The following is an 18,478-nucleotide window of genomic DNA, read 5'->3' on the forward strand; positions in this document are numbered from 1 at the left end:
GTGTCGCCACACGAAGAAAATTGTAAGTCGCTCACGTCTTTCGAGGCCCCACGCACTGCCGGCTTCGCCGGTATCGTTCTTGATGCCCCGCCCTAACGCAGGCAATTTCGGAGCGCGATAGGAACCGGGTTAGAACTTCTCCAGACCTGTGCGCAGCACATGCGGCGAATGCACTCAGCCGCGGCGAGAGGCGCGCAGATTTGGAATCATTCTGAACGAGGATGGTCAGCCGACGAGGCGCGAGCACCAGTGACACGCAAGCCGCCCGCCAAGCCGCCCGCGCACGCGAAGTGCGTGGCTATACTGGTGGCGGGATGATCCGGCGCGGATCCAGCGCCGTCTGGTGCGTCGGCGCCCTGCTCCGCCAGCCTCGTGGCAGCATGACCCAGGCTCCGGCTTCAACACGCCAAGCGCTGGTCGGCGGCACGCTCGGGAATCGGTGGCGTTCTCTCAATCGTCGGTCTTCCAGAACGTGAAAGTCTCGTCCGGAATGTCTTTCATCGGAATTTTGACGGCGCGATTGAGCCACTCATATTCGCCGCTCTTGCTCTCGTACTCGGCACGCCTCTTCTTGCTCAAGTTCTTCGGGCTGGCCCAGTGGTTGGCACCGTGGGTCGGATCGCTCTTCGGTTCATCCAGACGCGCGCGAACGGCCTCCAGGCTGTCGGCCACGCTCCTGATGTACTTGACCTGATCGCCTTCGTCGGGATCATCGAAGCGCTTCTCGCTCCGCGTGAAATTGCTGATCTCGGCTCCTCGTGGAGGCCGCAGGTCTCCCTTTGTCAAATTGAGGTAGGCGTAGGCGAGGCACTTCTTGATGTAGGGGTCCTCTCCCCTGGCTTCGTTCATGACGACGTCGGCAATCAGCTCCACCTTCTCGGGGTCACTCCGTCCCGCAACGGCGGCCGCGTGGGCCGCCGCCAGTCTGGACGCAGCCTCCCCGTAGCGCGCCTTGTTGCTCTCGAGCCCGTCCAACGCCTTCTTGTGCCTCTTGATCTGACCTTCGTCCAGCTTGCCGCTTTTGTCTTTCTTGCCACCCTCGAGACGCACGAGATCGTCGCTGTCGGTCTTGTGCTGCGCAGCCATCGACTGGAGCGTCCGATAGAGATCGTTATACTGGACCTTGAGCGACGCGAGCTTTTCACTCTCCTCCGCGGTGCGGTTCTTGTTGCTTTCCAGAGCCTTGCGCTCGTTTGCGATCTCTTCAAACTGCGTGTTCAAAGACTGATAGGCATCCTCCCGCTTGCGGGCAGCGTCGCGCTTGTCGCTGAGCTTCTGCAGCGCTTCGGCCTCCTTCTTGAACGCCGCTTCGCCCTGTGCCTCCTGTTCGGAGAGCCAGGTCTCATAGTGGCCGTAACCGTGCTTGGCGCATTGCGCACAGAGCGACCGGCTGCCGATGTCACCGCTGCTCCTGTTCTCCGTGAAAATCTTCGAGCCGGTCGGGCAATCATCCTGATTGTGATAAACGTCGTGACCTTCATCGGTGGTCGTGAAATAGGCCGCAATTCGTGCCATGTGTGCCTCCCCGAAGGGCGCGCCGAGTGCGCCTCGCGAAAACGAGTATCGTGAGATGCGCACAATTTTGCGTTGATTTCGATCAATGCCGGGCGTGCAAGAGCGCCGGGCAGCGTCGTTCCATCCGGCAGAGCTTTACCTCCACCGCGTCAAGCTCGTCCCTACCGCCGCTGCGTCGCGCTCGCGCGACGGCACCCGCCTCGTGGGATCGAACACGTTGCCGTGGCGCGCCAGGACAATTGGTTCAGCGATGCCGCAGCCGGCGATTGACCCGCCGCGCCAGATAATCGCCCGCGCTTTGCACGAGCTGCACCAAGGCGATCAGCACGACCACGACGGCCAGCATCATCTCCGGCATGAAACGCTGATAGCCGTAGCGGATACCGAGGTCGCCAAGGCCGCCGCCGCCGACCGCGCCGACCATGGCGGAATAGCCGAGCAGGCTGACCACCGCGAGCGTCAGCGCCAGCAGCAGGCCGGGCAGCGCTTCGGGGATCAGCACCTTGAGCACGATCTGCAAGGGCGATGCGCCGAACGAGGATGCGGTCTCGATCAGGCCGCCGTCGACCTCGCGAATGGCCGCTTCGACCAGGCGGGCGATGAACGGCGCCGATGCGATTGTCAGCGGCACGATCGCCGCGGTCGAGCCGATCGAGGTGCCCGCGACAAACCGGGTGAACGGGATGATGGCGACCACCAGGATGATGAAGGGCGTCGAGCGCGTCGCATTGACGATGGCGCCCAGCACGCGGTTGACGAGCGGAGCCGCGAACAGCTCGCCCTTCCGGCTGGTTGCGAGGAAGACGCCGAGCGGCAGGCCGAAGACGGTGCCGAGCAGCGCGGCGATGCCGACCATGTACAGGCTCTCGCCCGTGGCCTGGATGATCAGGTTGATGAGTTCAGGCGACATAGCCGAGATGCTCCGCCGGGAATTGGTATTGAGAGAGCCAGGCCATAACCCGCGCCTGCGCATCCTCGCGGCCGGGTATGCCCAGAACGAGCGAGCCGACATGCTGGCCGCCGATCTCGTCGATGCGGGCCGACAGCAGCGCCACGTCGAGGCCGAGCTCGCGGGCGAGCCGTGCCACCACGGTGTCGCCGGCCCCTGCCCCGCGCACCTGGACGCGGATCACGGCCTGCCCGCCGACAGGCGGCTCTGCCACGATCCGGCTCGCCAGCGAGACCGGCAGGCTGTCGCCGATGACTTCCGCAAGGAAGGACTGCGTGATCGGATGTTTCGGGTGCGTGAAGATGTCGGCGACATGGCCGCTCTCGACGACGCGGCCGGCATCAAGCACCACCACTTCCCTGGCAAGCTGGCGCACCACGGACATCTCGTGGGTGATCAGCACGATGGTGACGCCGAGCTCGCGGTTGATGCTGGCGAGCAGATCGAGGATCGCGCGCGTGGTCTGCGGATCGAGCGCCGAGGTCGCCTCGTCCGACAAGAGCACGCTCGGCCGCGTCGCCAGCGCACGGGCAATGCCGACACGCTGCTTCTGGCCGCCGGAGAGTTCCGAGGGATAGCGGTCGTGCTTGTCGGCGATGCCGACGAGCGCGAGCAGCTCGGCGACGCGGGCCTTGATGTCGGCCCTGGTCCAGCCGGCGATCTCGAGCGGCAGCGCGATGTTGTCGGCCGCGGTGCGCGACGACAGCAGGTTGAAGTGCTGGAAGATCATGCCGATCGAGCGTTGCGCGAGGCGCAGTTCGCGGCCCACCAGCGCCGAAATATCGCTGTTGTCCACGATCACGCGGCCCGTGGTCGGCTTCTCCAGCCCGTTGATCAGCCGCACCAGGCTCGACTTGCCGGCGCCGGAACGGCCGATCACGCCGGTGATGGAACCACGGGGAATCGCGAAGTCGATGTCCTGCAGCGCATTGACGCCGGGCTTGCCGCGATAGGCCGGATAGGTCTTCGAGATGCTTTCGAAGCGGACCATGGCGTCCGGCGCGGCCGCGGCAGGTGACATCGCTTCGGGCGGCGCAATCGGCTGTCCGACGGCGAGCGATTGGTGGGCGTTCATGGAGACGGCCTTCATGCACAATAGTTCTCTCGCCCGCCCGAAAAGGCAAACGAGAGCCGGGTCGCATCAGCGACTGGAAGGCGGAACAGCAACAAACGCCTCAAAAAGGGCACGCGCTGCACCGCAGCACACACCTTCGCCTTTTCCGGTCTTTGTTGCAATGTCAGATATTTGCGAGGAGATGGACGAAGATTCCCCAATCCCTCCCCGGAGAAGAATATTCCTTCGCCGGGGGTATCAACCGCCTGCCCGGCTCATCCCATCTGCAACCAGGGCAACACGATCAGCAGCAGCCCGGCGAAGTACAGCAGCCCGAAGATGAGGCCAAAACCCCAGAACTGGCCCTTCCCGATATAGCCGCTGCCGAAATACATCGGCGCCGGCCCCGTCGCGTAAGGCGAGATCACGCCCATCAGGCCAAGCGAATACATGCAGAGCATGGCGAGCGTGGTGACCGGCAGACCGGGGATGCCCGATCCGACCGCAAGCACCACCGGCAGCACGGCGGCGGCGTGCGAGGTGATGCTCGAGAAGAAATAGTGGATCCAGAAGAACAGCGCGACCAGCAGCAGCATCGCGGTCGACGGCGCCAGCCCGGCGAGCGGCTTTGCGTATTCGGTCGCGAACCATTTGATGAAGCCGATCTCGTTGAGGCCGGAGGCCAGCGTCAGCAGCGAGGTGAAATAGAAGAACACCTCCCAGGCGCTCTTCTCGCTGACGATGTCGGCGAACTCGATCACGCCGGTCACCAGCATCAATGAGATCACGATGAACACGACGGTGGTGGCGTTGACGAAATTGGAGCCGAGCACGGGCACGTGGATGTCCGGGCTCGAGCCCGCGATCCACAGGAACATCGCAAGCACGATCAGGCCGAGCATGATCCATTCGTTGCGCGACATCGGGCCCATCGCGGTGAGCTCCTTCGCCGCCCATTCGGAAATCTCCGGGCTGCGTTTCACCTCGGGGCGGCAGACCAGATAGCTGAGCAGCGGCACCACGATCATCAGCAGGAGGCCGAGCGGCGCGAAGCCGATGAACCATTGCCCCCAGCTCACCTCGACCCCGACGGTCTTCTTGGCAATCGCCAGTGCCGCCGCATTGGGCGCGAGGGCGGTGAAGAACAGCGAGCTCGTGATCGCGGTCGCGGCGAACGCCGTCCACATCACATAGGTGCCGATCCTGCCGGCGGTCGGGCCCGGCTCGGAGCCGTAGATGCGCGGGATGTTGGAGATGATGGGATAGACGATGCCGCCGCTGCGCGCGGTGTTCGACGGCGTTGCCGGCGCGAGCAGGAAGTCCGACATCGCCACGGCATAGCCGAGGCCGAGCGTGTTGCGGCCGAGGCGCTGCACCAGCACCAGCGCGATGCGCCGTCCGAGCTGGCTCTTGCGATAGCCGATCGAGAACACGAAGGCGCCGACGATCAGCCAGACCGTGCTCTCGGCAAAGCCTGCCAGCATCCAGCGCAGCGACTTGCCGGGATCGGGATCGATATAGCCGGCAACGCCCGCTACGGTCAGGCCGATGAAGCCGACCGCTCCGACCGGCATCGACTCCAGGATGAGCCCGGTGATGACGGCCGCGAACACCGCGAAATAGTGCCACTGATTGACGTTGAGCCCGGAGGGCGCCGGCCACAGATAGATCCCCAGCCACACCGCGAGCGGTGCGACCAGTTTCCAGCGAAATCCGCTTGCCTCAGGCGCCTGCGAACTGACGGTCATGGGCCCTCCCCTCTGATATCGTCGCCTCGTGCGGCCCGTTGGCCGAGCCTGCTCGTGTCCCTGTGCGGCGTATACGGACTGTCGGAAGTGCGATCAATGGCCTGGCATCAAATGTCCTGGCATCGGTCTACTGCCCCCTGAAGCGTGGCTTGCGGCGGCCCAGGAACGCCTCGACGCCCTCCTTGTGATCCTCGCTGAAGCTCGCGAGCGCGAACTGGTCGACGTCCATGTGGCTGGCTAGATCGTCGAGCGCGTGCGCGAGCCGGTTGACGGTCAGCTTCGTCATCGCAACCGAGAGCGGCGGCTGCGCGGCGATCTTGCGCGCGAGATCCATGGCGGCGTCGAAGGCATGGCCGGGGTCGGTCACCTGCTCGACCAGGCCCCATTCATAGGCCTCGTCCGCGCTGATGCGCTGGTCGGCGAGGATCACCGCCTGCTTGGTGCGGGCAGGTCCGATCAGGTGCAGCATGCGCGGGATGCTTTGCCAGCTCATGTTCATGCCGAGCCCGATCTCGGGCACGCGCAGATGGGCGTCGTGCCCCATCACGCGGAAGTCGAGCGCCACGGCGAGCGCGACGCCGCCGCCGACACAAAATCCCTCGATCGCCCCGATCGTGACCTGCTCCATCTCCTGCCAGGCGTGGGTGAGGCGCGGCCCGAGCTTGAGGTGCCGGCGCAAGGTGCCGAGATCCATCTCCTTGCGCGAGCGGCCCTCGGCGTCCTTCAGGTCGAAGCCCGCGCTGAAGGCGCTGGTGCTGCCGGTCAGCACCACGACGGAGGTCGTCGCGTCATCCTCGAAACTGCGGGCCGCCGCGGTGAGCTGCCGCAGCGCCTCGGGCGAGAGTGCGTTGATGCCGTCGCCGCGGTCGAAGCGCACCACCGCGATCCGTCCCTCGGGCCCGAGCCCCTTCTCGATCGTCACATAATTGGTCAACGGAAGTCCCCCTGTTCTTGTTGCTCTTGATCACAGATGCCCGGTGCGCCGGTGCTCCGGCTCACTGCCGCGGACCGGAAATCGAATCGTGGTCCCGATGGTGATCCAGTTGGCGTTCTCTCCGGTGATGTTGCGGCCGTAGATCACGTCGACGGAAAATATCTCGTTCGGCCGGTAGCGCAAACCGGTCTGCAGGCGCGGTTGTACGACGCTCGCGACCTCGGACGCGCCGGCCTGGCCATAAGCCTCTATCGTCCATTGCAGCGTGTCGGTGAACTTCCAATCGAAGCCGACGCCATAAGTCAGGTAATGGCGATCCACGGTGCGATCCCACAGCCATCCGCCATTGACGTTGATGCGCATCGTCTCCGACAGGCGGAAGGTCGCGGGGATCACCGCGAAGGCGGACAGCGCCTCGCCGGTCATGACGTCGAACGATCCGCCGCCATAGGCGGATAATCCCCAGCGTCCGATTCCGGTCGGGATGAAATTGGTCTTGGCCTTCGGGGCCACCGTCGTGCTCCAGTCGCCGTCGCTGCGGGCGCGGACGGTCTGCATGCTGAGCTCGACCGGCCTGAAGGGATCGACGACGCAGGAGGGATTGGCAACCGCCAGGACATCCGTGTTGGTCGCCGCCGACATCCAGCTCTCGACCTTGCAGGACCCGACCTCGGAGATGTCGGCGGCATCGACTGCATAGGCGCCATTCGCGGCGCGCGCATCCTGCGCCGCCAATGCGGCAAGAGCCGCGATTGCGGCGGTTATTGCGGTTTGCGAAGCCCGGCCCATGGGGCGATGTTAGCAGAGTCTTCGCCTCGACAAGGCCCGGATTCTGGGACTATCTTCGCGCCATGAGTGAACATCATCACGACCACGATCACGACCATTCCGAGCTGTCCGAGACCGAGCTGCGCGTGCGCGCGCTCGAGACGATCTTGACCGAAAAAGGCTATGTCGAGCCCGCCGCGCTCGATGCCATCATCCAGGCCTATGAGACCAAGATCGGCCCGCATAACGGCGCGCGCGTCGTCGCCAAGGCCTGGACCGATCCGGCGTTCAAGAAGGCGCTGCTGGAGGACGGCTCCAAGGCGATCGGCACGCTCGGCCATGTCAGCCGCGTCGGCGACCACCTCGTCGTCGTCGAGAACACGCCGGAGCGGCACAACATGGTCGTGTGCACGCTGTGCTCCTGCTACCCCTGGGAGATGCTGGGGCTGCCGCCGGTCTGGTACAAGGCTGCGCCCTATCGCTCCCGCGCCGTGAAGGATCCGCGCGGCGTGCTCGCCGATTTCGACGTCACCCTGCCAAAGGACATGGAGATCCGGGTCTGGGACTCGACTGCGGAGACCCGCTTCCTGGTGCTGCCGATGCGCCCCGCGGGCACCGAGGGCTGGAGCGAGGAGCAGCTCGCCGAGCTCGTCACGCGCGATTCCATGATCGGCACCGGATTCCCCAGGACGCCGGGAGCGCCGTCATGAACGGCGTGCACGACATGGGCGGCATGGATGGGTTCGGCAAGGTCGAGCCCGAGCCGAACGAGCCGGTGTTTCACGCGCATTGGGAAGAGCGCGTGCTGGCGATGGTGCGCGCGATGGGCGCGGCCGGCGCCTTCAACATCGACACCTCGCGCTTCTATCGCGAGACGCTGCCGCCGCACGTCTATCTGTCGAGCTCCTACTACAAGAAATGGTTTCTCGGGCTCGAGGAGATGCTGATCGAGAAGGGCTACCTCACGCGTGAGGAGGTCGCTGCCGGCCACGCGATGCAGCCCGGCAAGGCGCTCAAGCACGGCAAGTTCGATCTCACCCAGGTCGAGCGCATCATGGTGCGCGGCAAGTTCGCCCGCCCTGCTCCGGCACCGGCGAAATTCGACATCGGCGATCGCGTGCGGGCCAAGAACATCCATCCGGTGACGCACACGCGGCTACCGCGTTACGTGCGCGGCCATGTCGGTGTCGTCGAGCTCAACCATGGCTGCCACGTGTTTCCGGACACCGCAGCGATGGAGCGCGGCGAACATCCGCAATGGCTTTACACCGTCGTGTTCGAGGGCCGCGATCTCTGGGGCGAGGATGGCGATCCCACGCTAAAGGTCTCGATCGACGCCTTCGAGCCCTATCTGGATCCTGCGTGATGAGTGCTAGCGCTGCTGCGGCCGCGACGGCGGCCATCCCGAGCATTCCCCGCGATGAAGACGGCCCGGTGTTCCGCGCGCCCTGGGAGGCGCATGCCTTTGCGATGGCTCTGACGCTGCACGAGCGCGGCGTGTTCACCTGGCCGGAATGGGCAGCGGCCCTGGCCGCCGAGATCAAGCGCGCGCAGGCCGCCGGCGACCCTGACACGGGTGAGACCTATTACCTGCACTGGCTCGCCACGCTGGAGGGATTGGTCGCGCGCAAGGGCGTTGCCTCGATGGACACGCTGCACCGCTATCGCGACGCCTGGGACCACGCGGCTGATCGCACGCCGCACGGCAAGCCAATCGAGCTGCGGCCGGAGGATTTTGGCTGACGGGCAAGCCCGGCTATTTCGGATCGCTGACAAAAAGACCCTTCAAATTCATATCGGCGGTTGTAATATCGCGGCGTACGCGAGCGGCTCATTTCAATCAGGAATTGCGTATTGGGAGGCATCATGTTCGCAAGAATCGCGACCTTTCTGTTGCTGCTTGCCGCCATTTCCGCTTTTCCGACTCCGAGCCGAGCGGCTTGCAACGTTCCTGAGTGGCTTTGTCTGGACAAGACACCTCGGAAGGACACCAATCTTCAGCAGATCGTCGCGGACCGTTCTTCGGTTCTCTACAAGCCTGGCGAGGTCGGCGACTTCAGCTACGCGGACATCAAGATAGACTGCAATTCGGCAGGGCTCGAGCGCTTCGCACGGCAGTTTGTCGATCGCGCCTGGTCCGTCGGTCTGCTGTCGGAAAATCGCGAATTCGCTCTTTCGGCCGACATCGAGCAGATCAGCAGGAACGCCGCCGATCCACCCAAGCCGCTCACTTATCTGATCGCGCAAATCAAGCGCGATGCCGGCGGGAATACCACGGTGACCGGCTGCGACAATTTTCTTGCAACGAACATCTCGTTCAATTCGACGCTGAGGCTGAAATTCAAGCTGCTGCAATCGAAGACGACGACCGTCAATCCGTCGACTTACAGTGCCATCCGCATCGTTTCGAAAGTGCTTGGCTTCGTGTTCGCCGGTCCCGGTGGCGCCGCGATTGCAGGAGAAGCGACGAAGATCAGCGACGCCATCAAGGACAACAAGAGCGATATCGACGAAATCGTCAAGGCGTTCGACGAGGTCAACACGCAACAGCCCATGGCGACGTTCGACGTCAACGAAAAGAGCGTGACGCTCCTTCTTTCCGACAGCTCGAAATTCACGATATCTCGAATCGGCAAACGCTCTGCCTTCCTGACGTTCGACGGCCCGAAACTGAATGCGCCGGGCGCTCCCCTCCAGAAGCTCATATCAGAGAAGACCGGGATCGATATTGCGGCCTATCTGACGACCAAGGCCGGCAACTGGGACACGATGGTCATCAGCAAGGATGTCGACACGTCGAGGACAGGATGCGGCAAGATTCGCGAGGCGCTGGGATACCTCTTCACAAAGGAAGAGATGATCGTCATTCTCGCCAAGGAGTTCGACAGGTTCGGAGACAATACAGTTAAGGATCTGAAGGATCCTTGCTTCAGGGCGATCGAACGTGAAGCTCTCAAGACGATGGGACTGGCAGACCCCCTCGCCGCCCGCGCCGCGCCGCAGGAGAACAGCGATCTCCCGCGAGATCCGGCGAAGGATGCTACGGATCCGATCCGCTGGAGCGCGATCAGGGAGTTTCTCAACGAATTTGGTCGCGCGCTCAGTTCGATTCCCGCGGCGAACCTCTCGCCTGAAGCTCGTGCCAAAAAGCTGGCGCCCTACTTCGATGCAAGGGTCGCAACTGAGTCATTCGACGCGCCTGATCTCCTGCCGCCCAGCACCGGGGTCCTCAGGGATTCTCTCGCGGCGAAGATCGCTGCCTGGCCGATCGGTGCGTCGATCCGGTATGGATGTTTCCTTGCGCCGGACAAGCAACTACTCACAAAATATTCGGCCCAGATGCTGGTCTTGCTCGATTCCGGAGGTGGTAACCGGAGACTCGTCAATCTCATTGTGGGCTTCACGGACCCTAAAGCGACCAATGTCGACGGACTTCTGGTCGGGAATATGTTGATCGAGAAACCGACCGCGGCGAGCCTGGCTGCCGTCTCGTCAGCCTACAAATCAGGCTGTGGTGACCGTTCGGATCCGTGGAAGCCCTGGGAGGAGATCAAGACCAGCTTGGTGTCTCGGACGCCGCCGTTCGGCTGATGTCCATGCCCTTGGGCAAGTGAGGTGAAGCCCTCAGCAAGGATCGGTCCCGTAAGCCGCGATCGACCCGTCGCTTGCGATGCATGACGGGGGTGACGCTAGCGCCCCGCCGCAAACTCCCGCCACCCCTTCGCCCGCAGGCTGCACGCCGGGCACTCGCCGCAGCCATAGCCCCAATCGTGCTGCGCGCCGCGTTCGCCGAGATAGCAGGTGTGGGAGTGCTCGCGGATGAGGTCGACGAGGCCGTCGCCGCCGAGGTCCTGCGCCAGCTTCCACGTCGCGGCCTTGTCGATCCACATCAGCGGCGTATGCAGCTCGAACTTCCTCGCCATCCCCAGCGAGAGCGCGGCCTGCATGGCGCGGATGGTCTCGTCGCGGCAGTCGGGATAGCCGGAATAGTCGGTCTCGCACATGCCGCCGACGATATGGGTGATGCCGCGCCGATAGGCCAGCGCGGCGGCAAAGGTCAGGAACACCAGATTGCGGCCAGGCACGAAGGTGTTGGGCAGGCCGTCGGCGCCCATCGCGATCGCAACGTCGCGGGTCAGCGCGGTCTCGGACACGGCTGCCAGCGTCGGGATCGACAGCGTATGGCTCTCACCGAGCTTTGCGGCCCAATCGGAGCGCAGCGCCTTGACGCCGGCGAACAGCCGGTCGCGGCAGGCAAGTTCGATGGCATGGCGCTGGCCGTAGTCGAACCCCAGCGTCTCCACGCGGGCAAAGCGGCTCAGCGCCCAGGCCAGGCAGGTGGTGGAATCCTGGCCGCCGGAGAACAGCACCAGCGCGGTTTGTGATGAAAATGCGTCACTCATGACCGCGCTTTAGCACCGCGGAACGTCTCAGCCAATCGGTGGAAATCGGCCTGTTCCGGCTGCCTGCTCTGGGATCGGCGGCCCGCTTTTGGCATAAGGCTTTGGACCCAGGAGAACGGCCCCGCAATGACCCCTTCCCGCGACATTTCCCGCCTGATCGAGATCATGGCGGCGCTGCGCACGCCGGTCACCGGCTGCCCCTGGGACCTCGAGCAGAACTTTGCGACGATCGCGCCCTACACGATCGAGGAAGCCTATGAGGTGGTCGACGCCATCGACCGCGGCGATCTCGACGATCTCCGCGAAGAGCTCGGCGATCTCCTGCTCCAGGTCGTCTTCCACGCCCAGATGGCGTCCGAGCAGAACGCGTTCGCCTTCGGCGACGTGGTCGAGGCCATCACGCGAAAAATGATCCGGCGTCATCCCCACGTCTTCGCCGACAAGGACGGCAATCTCGCCTCCTCTCATGTCAAGGAAGTCTGGGACCGCATCAAGGCCGAGGAGAAGGCCGAGCGCGCCGCGCGCCGGCCGCCGGAGACGACGCCGCCGCATCAATCGCTGCTGTCGGGCGTCAAGGCCGGCCAGCCCGCGCTGACGCGTGCGATGGAGCTGCAGCGCAAGGCCTCGACCGTCGGCTTCGACTGGAACGACCCGCGCGCGGTGCTGCAAAAGATCCGCGAGGAAACCGACGAGATCGAGGCGGCGCTGGATCGTAACGACAAGCAGGAGATCGCGGAAGAGACCGGCGACCTGATGTTCGCCCTCGTCAACCTTGCCCGCCATGTCGACGCCGATCCGGAAGCCGCATTGCGCGCGACGAATGCGAAGTTTGAGCGGCGGTTCGGCTATATCGAGCGCGCGCTGGAGGCGCAGGGCCGGACGCTGGAGCAGGCGTCGCTGGCGGAGATGGACGCGCTGTGGAATGCGGCCAAGGGCGAAGAGACGCCGACCTCACAAGGACACAAGGAAGCGCGCCGCTAACCCCGCTGTCGTCCCGGACAAGCGCGCCTCAAGCGCGCACAGATCCGGGACCCATACTCCCAGGGAGAAGTTGTCGCGGCGATCTGATAGCCACGAGTCTTCACCAAACGACGTCCTGTGATTACGGGTCCCGGATCTGCGCTTACGCTTGTCCGGGACGACAGTATTGCTTGGGGAGGCGTCTGGCGCGACTCATCGCCTACGCGAGGTCGTCACGCAGACAGATGCGGCACGGCGTCGAACCTCGACACCACGATATCCCGCTTGGTTTCGTCCACCCGCACCGTCATGTCGAAGCGGCCGTCGTGCAATTCCTTCGCCAGCACCTCGGAATTGCGATGCAGCCAGGAGATGCCGGCGCCGTCGGCGGCGTCGATGGAGAGATCGAGCGTGTGGCGCTTGGCAGCCAAGCGCTCCTCGATCGCGGCGAGCAGCGCATCGACCCCCTCGCCTGTCACGGCGGACACCAGCATCGCCGGATGATCCTCCGGCCGGCGCGCCGCGATGTTCAGCAGCTCTTCGCGCTGTTCGGCGTCGTAACGGTCGATCTTGTTCCAGACCTCGATGATGCGGCCTGAATCATCGGGGTTGATGCCGAGCTGGCGCAGCACCGCGTCGACGTCGCTCTGCTGCGCCTCGGCGTCCTCATGAGAGATGTCGCGCACATGCAGGATGACGTCCGCTTCCAGCACTTCCTCCAGCGTGGCGCGGAAGGCGGCGACGAGCTGGGTCGGCAGGTTGGAGATGAACCCGACCGTGTCCGACAGCATCGCCTTGCCGCCATGCGGCAGGTTGAGGGCGCGCAAGGTCGGATCGAGTGTCGCGAAAAGCATATCCGCCGCTTGCACGTCGGCGCGGGTCAGGCGGTTGAACAGCGTCGACTTGCCGGCATTGGTGTAACCGACCAGCGCCACGACCCGATATGGCACACGCTGGCGGCCGGCGCGATGCAGCCGCCGCGTCGCCTGGACCTTCTTCAGCTCGCTCTCGAGCTTGGTGATGCGCTCCTGGATGAGGCGGCGGTCGGCCTCGATCTGGGTCTCGCCGGGACCGCCCATGAAGCCGAAACCGCCGCGCTGGCGCTCCAGATGGGTCCATGAGCGCACGAGGCGCGAGCGCTGGTAGTTGAGATGCGCGAGCTCGACCTGGAGCGCGCCTTCCTTGGTCTTGGCGCGTCGGCCAAAGATTTCCAGGATGAGGCCGGTGCGATCGAGCACCTTGGCCTGCAATTCCTTCTCGAGATTGCGCTGCTGGATCGGCGCCAGCGCGCAATCCATCACCACGAGCTCGACGTCGAGGCTCTTGGCCAGCGCGGCGATCTCCTCGACCTTGCCCTTGCCGATGTAGGTCGCGGGCCTGATCTGGCTGATCGGTGCGATGATGGCGCCGGCAACGACGAGATCGATCGCGCGCGCGAGGCCCGCGGCTTCGTCGAGCCGGGCCTCGGCGTCACGCTGAACATGATTGGGAAGGGCATGGCTCTCCAATTGCGCGTCGGCACTGCCGGCGCGCACCCGCAAATAGGGGCCGACGACAAGCACCCGCCCCGTTTGCTTAGCCCCTGCCGGCCGCGGACGGTCGGCATCCCCGCCGAAATTCCGGGGTTCCAATCAGATCACTCTCAAGCCGGCTGATCCTCGCCGCCTTCGAACAGCTGGATCGGAGCGCCCGGCATGATGGTCGAGATCGCATGCTTGTAGACCAGCTGCGAATGACCGTCGCGCCGAAGCAGCAAACAGAAATTGTCGAACCAGGTCACGATGCCCTGGAGCTTCACTCCGTTGACCAGAAAGATCGTCAGTGGCGTCTTGGTTTTGCGAACGTGATTAAGGAAGGTGTCCTGTAGGTTTTGTGCGCGGTCTGCCGCCATTGTTTTTTTCTCGCTTTGAGTTTCTTTTTATTGCGCCGGTTGCGGCCCTCTTTGTGGAGTTCGGGGCCTCTCCCGGTTGCCGCTCCTTCATGAGATCCCCCTCGGAAGGAACAGCTGTGCGATTAGAGGACAGGTGGACTTATTAGGCAAGCCGCTTCACGCGGCAGCCCCGGCGGTAATGCCCCGAAAAACTACGGAAATCGAGCATTATTCTCGCTCTGCCCACGAGATCGCGCTGCGCCGACGTGGCGTTAGAGTCTTGTTTTAACGTCTCTTTCTTGACGCGACACCGGGTCCTTTCCGCGCGCGAAGGCGCTAGCCGACACCGAGCGCCTTCAGCTTTCGGTGCAACGCCGACCGTTCCATGCCAACGAACTCGGCCGTACGAGAAATATTTCCTGAAAAACGGCTGATCTGTGCAATCAAATAGTCGCGTTCGAACACTTCGCGCGCCTCACGCAGCGGCAGGCCCATGATGTGCTCGCCATTGTTGCTTGTCGGCATCGCCGGCACCATCGAGCCGACGTCCTGCGGCAACATGTCTGCAGTGATGATCACCTCCGGACCGCCCGCCGCGAGAATCATGACTCTTTCAACATTGTTGCGGAGCTGACGCACGTTGCCCGGCCAGACATGCGATTGCAGCACCGCCATCGCGTCCTGCCCGATCTGCCGCTTGGGCAGGCCGCTGCCGGCCGAGATCTGCTCCATGAAATAGTCGATCAGTTCCGGGATGTCCTCGCGCCGTTCCGAAAGCGCGGGCACGCGGATCGGCACCACCGAGAGCCGATGATAGAGGTCCTCGCGGAAATGGCCCGCCGCGATCTCCTCTTCGAGATTGCGCGCGGTCGAGGAGATGATGCGCACGTCGACCTGCACCTTGGCGGTGCCGCCGACGCGCTGGAACGACTGCTCCACCAGCACGCGCAGGATCTTGTTCTGGGTCTCGCGCGGCATATCCGCGATCTCGTCGATGAACAGCGTGCCGCCATGAGCTTCCTCGAGCGCGCCGGACTTGCGCGGCTGCTCGCCGTTGGACTGCTCGACGCCGAACAGCTCGTGCTCCATGCGCTCGGGCGTGATCGCGGCAGCGTTGATGACGACGAAGGGACCGTCGGCGCGGCCCGAGGCCGCGTGCAGCGTGCGTGCGGTCAATTCCTTGCCGGCGCCGGCGGGGCCGACGATCAGGATGCGGCTGTTGGCCTTGGCCGCGCGCTCGATGGTCTGGCGCAGCTGGTTCATGCTGGGCGAGCGGCCAACGAGCGAGCTTGCGCTGGGTGCGAGTTGCTTCAGCTCCTTGACCTCGCGCTTGAGCCGCGAGTTCTCCAAGGCCCTGGTCGCGACCAGGATCAGGCGATCGGCCTTGAACGGCTTCTCGATGAAGTCATAGGCGCCGCGCTTGATCGCGGCGACCGCGGTCTCGATGTTGCCGTGGCCGGAGATCATCACCACCGGCAGGTCGGCATTGTCCTTCTTGACCTGCTCCAGGAGCTGCAAACCGTCGAGCTTGGAGCCCTGCAGCCAGATGTCGAGGAACACCAGATGCGGCCGCCGGTTGGCGATTTCAGCCAGCGCGGAGTCGCTGTCGCGCGCGGTGCGCGTGACAAAACCCTCGTCCTCGAGAATGCCTGCGACGAGATCCCGAATATCGGCCTCGTCATCGACAATCAGAATTTCACTAGCCATGGGTTGCGCCTGTCTTGTCAGATGCCTGTCGAGGCTTCGATCTTCGTTGAATCATTGGTCTTTTCAGCGGCCTCTTTGGTTTCGGCCGCAGGCTCTTTTGTTTCCGGCGCCGCGTCCTTCGCAGGCTCCGTCACAGCTTCCTTCGTGGTGTCCTTGGCGATCGGCGCCAGCTCGGCTCCCTCGGCTTTCGCGGGTTGCCCGGAGATCGCAAAGCGCATCCGCATCCAGGCACCGCGCTGGCCCTCGCGGAAGTCGGAGGCGTCCTTCAGCTCGATCCGCCCGCCATGGTCTTCCAGCACGCGGCCGACGATCGCAAGGCCGAGGCCGGTGCCCTTGGCCCGCGTCGTCACATAGGGTTCGAGCAGCCGCGAACGCGCGACCTTGGGCAGGCCGATGCCGTTGTCGATCACGTCGATCAGCACGTCCTCGCCCTCGCGCGACACGACGACGTCGATGCGGCCTTTGCCGAGCTCCTCCGGCGGCACCTGCTCGATCGCCTCGGTGGCGTTCTTGACGATGTTGGTGACGGCCTGGGAGATCAGCCGCCGGTCGAACTGGGCCCGCAGCGGGTCCTGCTTGAACTCGGCCTCGATGTCGATCTCGGGATGGGCGACCTTCATCAGGAACACGGCCTGCCGCACCGTGTCGGCGACGTCCTCGCCTTCCATCACGGGCTTCGGCATCCGGGCAAAGCGCGAGAACTCGTCGACCATGCGGCGGATATCGTCGACCTGGCGCACGATGGTGTCGGTGCACTGCTCGAAGATCTGCTTGTCCTTGGCCTCGGTGATGTCCTTGCCGAACTTGCGGCGGATGCGCTCGGCCGACAGCTGGATCGGCGTCAGGGGGTTCTTGATCTCGTGGGCGATGCGGCGCGCAACGTCGCCCCAGGCCGAGGTGCGCTGCGCCGAAACCAGCTCGGTGATGTCGTCGAGCGTGATGATGTAGCTGTCGTGCGGCTGGTTCTTCTCGGCGCTGACGCGGACCGAGAGGTTGCGCTCGGTGCCGTCGCGGGTGATCGTGATCTGGCCCTGCACCAGACGCTGGGTCCCTTCCCGCGCCGCCTTCATCATCTCGTCGAGCTCGGGCAGCACGTCGGAGAGCGGATGGCCGAGCGTCTCGGATTCGGCGTGCCCGATCAGCTTCTCGGCGGAGCGGTTCAAGATGCCGACGCTGCCGGAGGCATCGACGCCGATGATGCCGGCGCTCGCCGAGGACAGCACCGCCTCGATGAAGCGGCGGCGGCTGTCGATGAGGTCGCTGGCGTTGACGAGCTCGTCGCGCTGGCTGCGCAATTCCTGCGTCATCTTGTTGAAGGTCTCGCCGAGCTGGGCGAGATCGCCTTCCGACTGGTGCACGGGCACCTGGACGTGGAGGTCGCCGGTCGAAACCGTGTGGGCCGCGTTCATCAGGCGCCGGATCGGCGACACCAGCGAATTGGCGAAGTTGAGGCCGATCAGCACCGAGGCCATCAGGATGGTCAGCGCGATCACGGCGAACATCAGCGCGAAGGCGACCTGAATGCCGAGCCGGCGCGACTCGATCTGGGCGTACTCGGCGACGCTGACCTCGGTCTGCTTGAGCTGGGCAACGACATTCGGATCAAGGGGGCGCGCGACGTAGAGGAAGGTGTCGCTGAAGGCGCGCAGGCGGATCACCGCGGCGACGAAGCTCGCGTCCGGCAGCACCGCGATCTCGGGCTCGCTCTCGTTGACGTTGCTGAGGAAGTCGGGCGCCGGCGGCGAATAAGCGAGCCGCATGCCGGTATCGGCGGACTCCAGGATGTTGGTGTTCTTGTCGATGATCATCGCGCCCGGCAGATTGCGCGAGCCGGCGCTGGCGGTTAGCATCTCGCGGAACGAACGGCGATCCTGGTCGTAGAGCGGTCGGGCGTGCGCGATGTCGTTGGCCATGCCGAGAATGTCGCCGCGGATCAGCTGCGCATGATCCTGCATATAGGCGCGCGCGATCGTCAGCGAATTCTGGATCACCTCCTTGGTCGGTCCGGAGAACAACCGGTCGAGGCCGCGCTCGATGGTGACGTTGGCAACGACCGCAACCAGCACCGCCGGCAGCACCGCCACGATCGAGAACAGGCTGACGATCTGGACATGGAGGCGCGCCGCCGCCCTGCCCCGTCGCCGCGCCAGGATCAGTTGCCAGAGCTCGCGGATGATGATGCCGACCAGCAGCAGGATGGTGGCCGCGTTGAGAAGGTAGAACGAGCGGACCACCTTGGGCGTCGGCTCGATCGTGGTGAGGCCGGTCAGGACCAGGAAGGTCAGGAGCGCCGACCCCAGCGCCAGCGCCACGGCAAAGGGTGCCAGCCAGCGCCGTACCGACCAACGCCGGGGCTCTTCTGCTGGGGCCGTGTCAAAATGTGCGGCCGAGGTCTCTGCGCTGGTCATTCCGGCAATGGTGGTGCTGAAAGCGGGTCCGCGACGGGGCGGATACTGATGTATTCGTACCACATTGTTGCCGAATTGCGACAATTCCGCGGCGCCCCCGGCGCGGCGGAGCGGCGCATCCACAGGGCAATGGCGGATCAGCGGGAACAGAATCCGGCTGTT

Annotated in this window: 16 protein-coding genes; 5 read left to right on the plus strand and 11 right to left on the minus strand. The window is 64.4% G+C overall.

Annotated features, from left to right (window positions below; translation table 11 throughout):
* Positions 1 to 450: 450 nt before the first annotated feature.
* The 6 genes from TSA1_RS17490 to TSA1_RS17515 all read right to left on the minus strand — a co-directional run bounded on the left by TSA1_RS17490 (position 451) and on the right by TSA1_RS17515 (position 6,989).
* The gene (locus TSA1_RS17490) at positions 451 to 1,515 is read right to left on the minus strand and encodes a hypothetical protein (protein ID WP_100177445.1); all 1,065 of its coding nucleotides are present in this window, start codon (positions 1,513 to 1,515) and stop codon (positions 451 to 453) included.
* Between the two features lie 244 nt (positions 1,516 to 1,759).
* Positions 1,760 to 2,425: a methionine ABC transporter permease gene (locus tag TSA1_RS17495; RefSeq protein WP_100177446.1), complete on the minus strand. Its 666-nt coding sequence runs from the start codon at positions 2,423 to 2,425 to the stop codon at positions 1,760 to 1,762.
* A complete protein-coding gene (locus TSA1_RS17500; protein ID WP_174718942.1) occupies positions 2,415 to 3,554 on the minus strand; it encodes a methionine ABC transporter ATP-binding protein in 1,140 nt (379 codons plus the stop codon). Before TSA1_RS17500 ends, TSA1_RS17495 begins: the two co-directional genes overlap by 11 nt.
* 239 nt (positions 3,555 to 3,793) lie before the next feature.
* Positions 3,794 to 5,266: a DASS family sodium-coupled anion symporter gene (locus tag TSA1_RS17505; RefSeq protein ID WP_100177447.1), complete on the minus strand. Its 1,473-nt coding sequence runs from the start codon at positions 5,264 to 5,266 to the stop codon at positions 3,794 to 3,796.
* Positions 5,267 to 5,393: 127 nt separating this feature from the next.
* Positions 5,394 to 6,200: an enoyl-CoA hydratase/isomerase family protein gene (locus TSA1_RS17510; RefSeq protein ID WP_100177448.1), complete on the minus strand. Its 807-nt coding sequence runs from the start codon at positions 6,198 to 6,200 to the stop codon at positions 5,394 to 5,396.
* A gap of 30 nt (positions 6,201 to 6,230) precedes the next feature.
* Positions 6,231 to 6,989 carry a hypothetical protein gene (locus tag TSA1_RS17515; protein ID WP_100177449.1) on the minus strand — a complete coding sequence of 253 codons (759 nt, stop codon included), beginning with the start codon at positions 6,987 to 6,989 and terminating at the stop codon, positions 6,231 to 6,233.
* 62 nt (positions 6,990 to 7,051) lie between these two features.
* Here TSA1_RS17515 and nthA point away from each other — a divergent pair, with 62 nt between their 5' ends.
* The 4 genes from nthA to TSA1_RS17535 all read left to right on the plus strand — a co-directional run bounded on the left by nthA (position 7,052) and on the right by TSA1_RS17535 (position 10,559).
* A complete protein-coding gene (gene nthA, locus TSA1_RS17520) occupies positions 7,052 to 7,678 on the plus strand; it encodes a nitrile hydratase subunit alpha (RefSeq protein ID WP_100177450.1) in 627 nt (208 codons plus the stop codon).
* On the plus strand, positions 7,675 to 8,334 hold the full coding sequence (nthB, locus tag TSA1_RS17525; RefSeq protein WP_100177451.1) for a nitrile hydratase subunit beta: 660 nt from the start codon (positions 7,675 to 7,677) through the stop codon (positions 8,332 to 8,334). Before nthA ends, nthB begins: the two co-directional genes overlap by 4 nt.
* Positions 8,334 to 8,711: a nitrile hydratase accessory protein gene (locus TSA1_RS17530; protein WP_174718943.1), complete on the plus strand. Its 378-nt coding sequence runs from the start codon at positions 8,334 to 8,336 to the stop codon at positions 8,709 to 8,711. The genes nthB and TSA1_RS17530 overlap by 1 nt, the downstream gene beginning before the upstream one ends.
* A gap of 123 nt (positions 8,712 to 8,834) precedes the next feature.
* Positions 8,835 to 10,559 carry a hypothetical protein gene (locus TSA1_RS17535; protein ID WP_100177453.1) on the plus strand — a complete coding sequence of 575 codons (1,725 nt, stop codon included), beginning with the start codon at positions 8,835 to 8,837 and terminating at the stop codon, positions 10,557 to 10,559.
* Positions 10,560 to 10,657: 98 nt separating this feature from the next.
* Here TSA1_RS17535 and queC read toward each other — a convergent pair whose 3' ends face one another.
* Positions 10,658 to 11,371 carry a 7-cyano-7-deazaguanine synthase QueC gene (gene queC, locus TSA1_RS17540; protein ID WP_100177454.1) on the minus strand — a complete coding sequence of 238 codons (714 nt, stop codon included), beginning with the start codon at positions 11,369 to 11,371 and terminating at the stop codon, positions 10,658 to 10,660.
* Between the two features lie 126 nt (positions 11,372 to 11,497).
* Between queC and mazG the strand changes: the two genes are divergently transcribed.
* Entirely contained in the window at positions 11,498 to 12,352 is an 855-nt protein-coding gene (mazG, locus tag TSA1_RS17545) for a nucleoside triphosphate pyrophosphohydrolase (protein WP_100177455.1), read from the plus strand.
* 212 nt (positions 12,353 to 12,564) lie between these two features.
* On the opposite strand, the gene hflX is transcribed toward mazG, so the two are convergent.
* The 4 genes from hflX to TSA1_RS17565 form a co-directional block, all read right to left on the minus strand.
* On the minus strand, positions 12,565 to 13,962 hold the full coding sequence (gene hflX, locus TSA1_RS17550) for a GTPase HflX (RefSeq protein WP_174718944.1): 1,398 nt from the start codon (positions 13,960 to 13,962) through the stop codon (positions 12,565 to 12,567).
* Between the two features lie 11 nt (positions 13,963 to 13,973).
* Positions 13,974 to 14,222 carry an RNA chaperone Hfq gene (gene hfq, locus TSA1_RS17555; RefSeq protein ID WP_007591126.1) on the minus strand — a complete coding sequence of 83 codons (249 nt, stop codon included), beginning with the start codon at positions 14,220 to 14,222 and terminating at the stop codon, positions 13,974 to 13,976.
* A gap of 315 nt (positions 14,223 to 14,537) precedes the next feature.
* Complete coding sequence (ntrX, locus tag TSA1_RS17560) at positions 14,538 to 15,908, minus strand: nitrogen assimilation response regulator NtrX (protein WP_100177457.1); 1,371 nt, start codon at positions 15,906 to 15,908, stop codon at positions 14,538 to 14,540.
* A gap of 17 nt (positions 15,909 to 15,925) precedes the next feature.
* Positions 15,926 to 18,316 carry a sensor histidine kinase gene (locus TSA1_RS17565; RefSeq protein ID WP_100177458.1) on the minus strand — a complete coding sequence of 797 codons (2,391 nt, stop codon included), beginning with the start codon at positions 18,314 to 18,316 and terminating at the stop codon, positions 15,926 to 15,928.
* Between the last annotated feature and the right edge of the window lie 162 nt (positions 18,317 to 18,478).

The organism is Bradyrhizobium nitroreducens, from assembly GCF_002776695.1.
Lineage (GTDB): Bacteria > Pseudomonadota > Alphaproteobacteria > Rhizobiales > Xanthobacteraceae > Bradyrhizobium > Bradyrhizobium nitroreducens.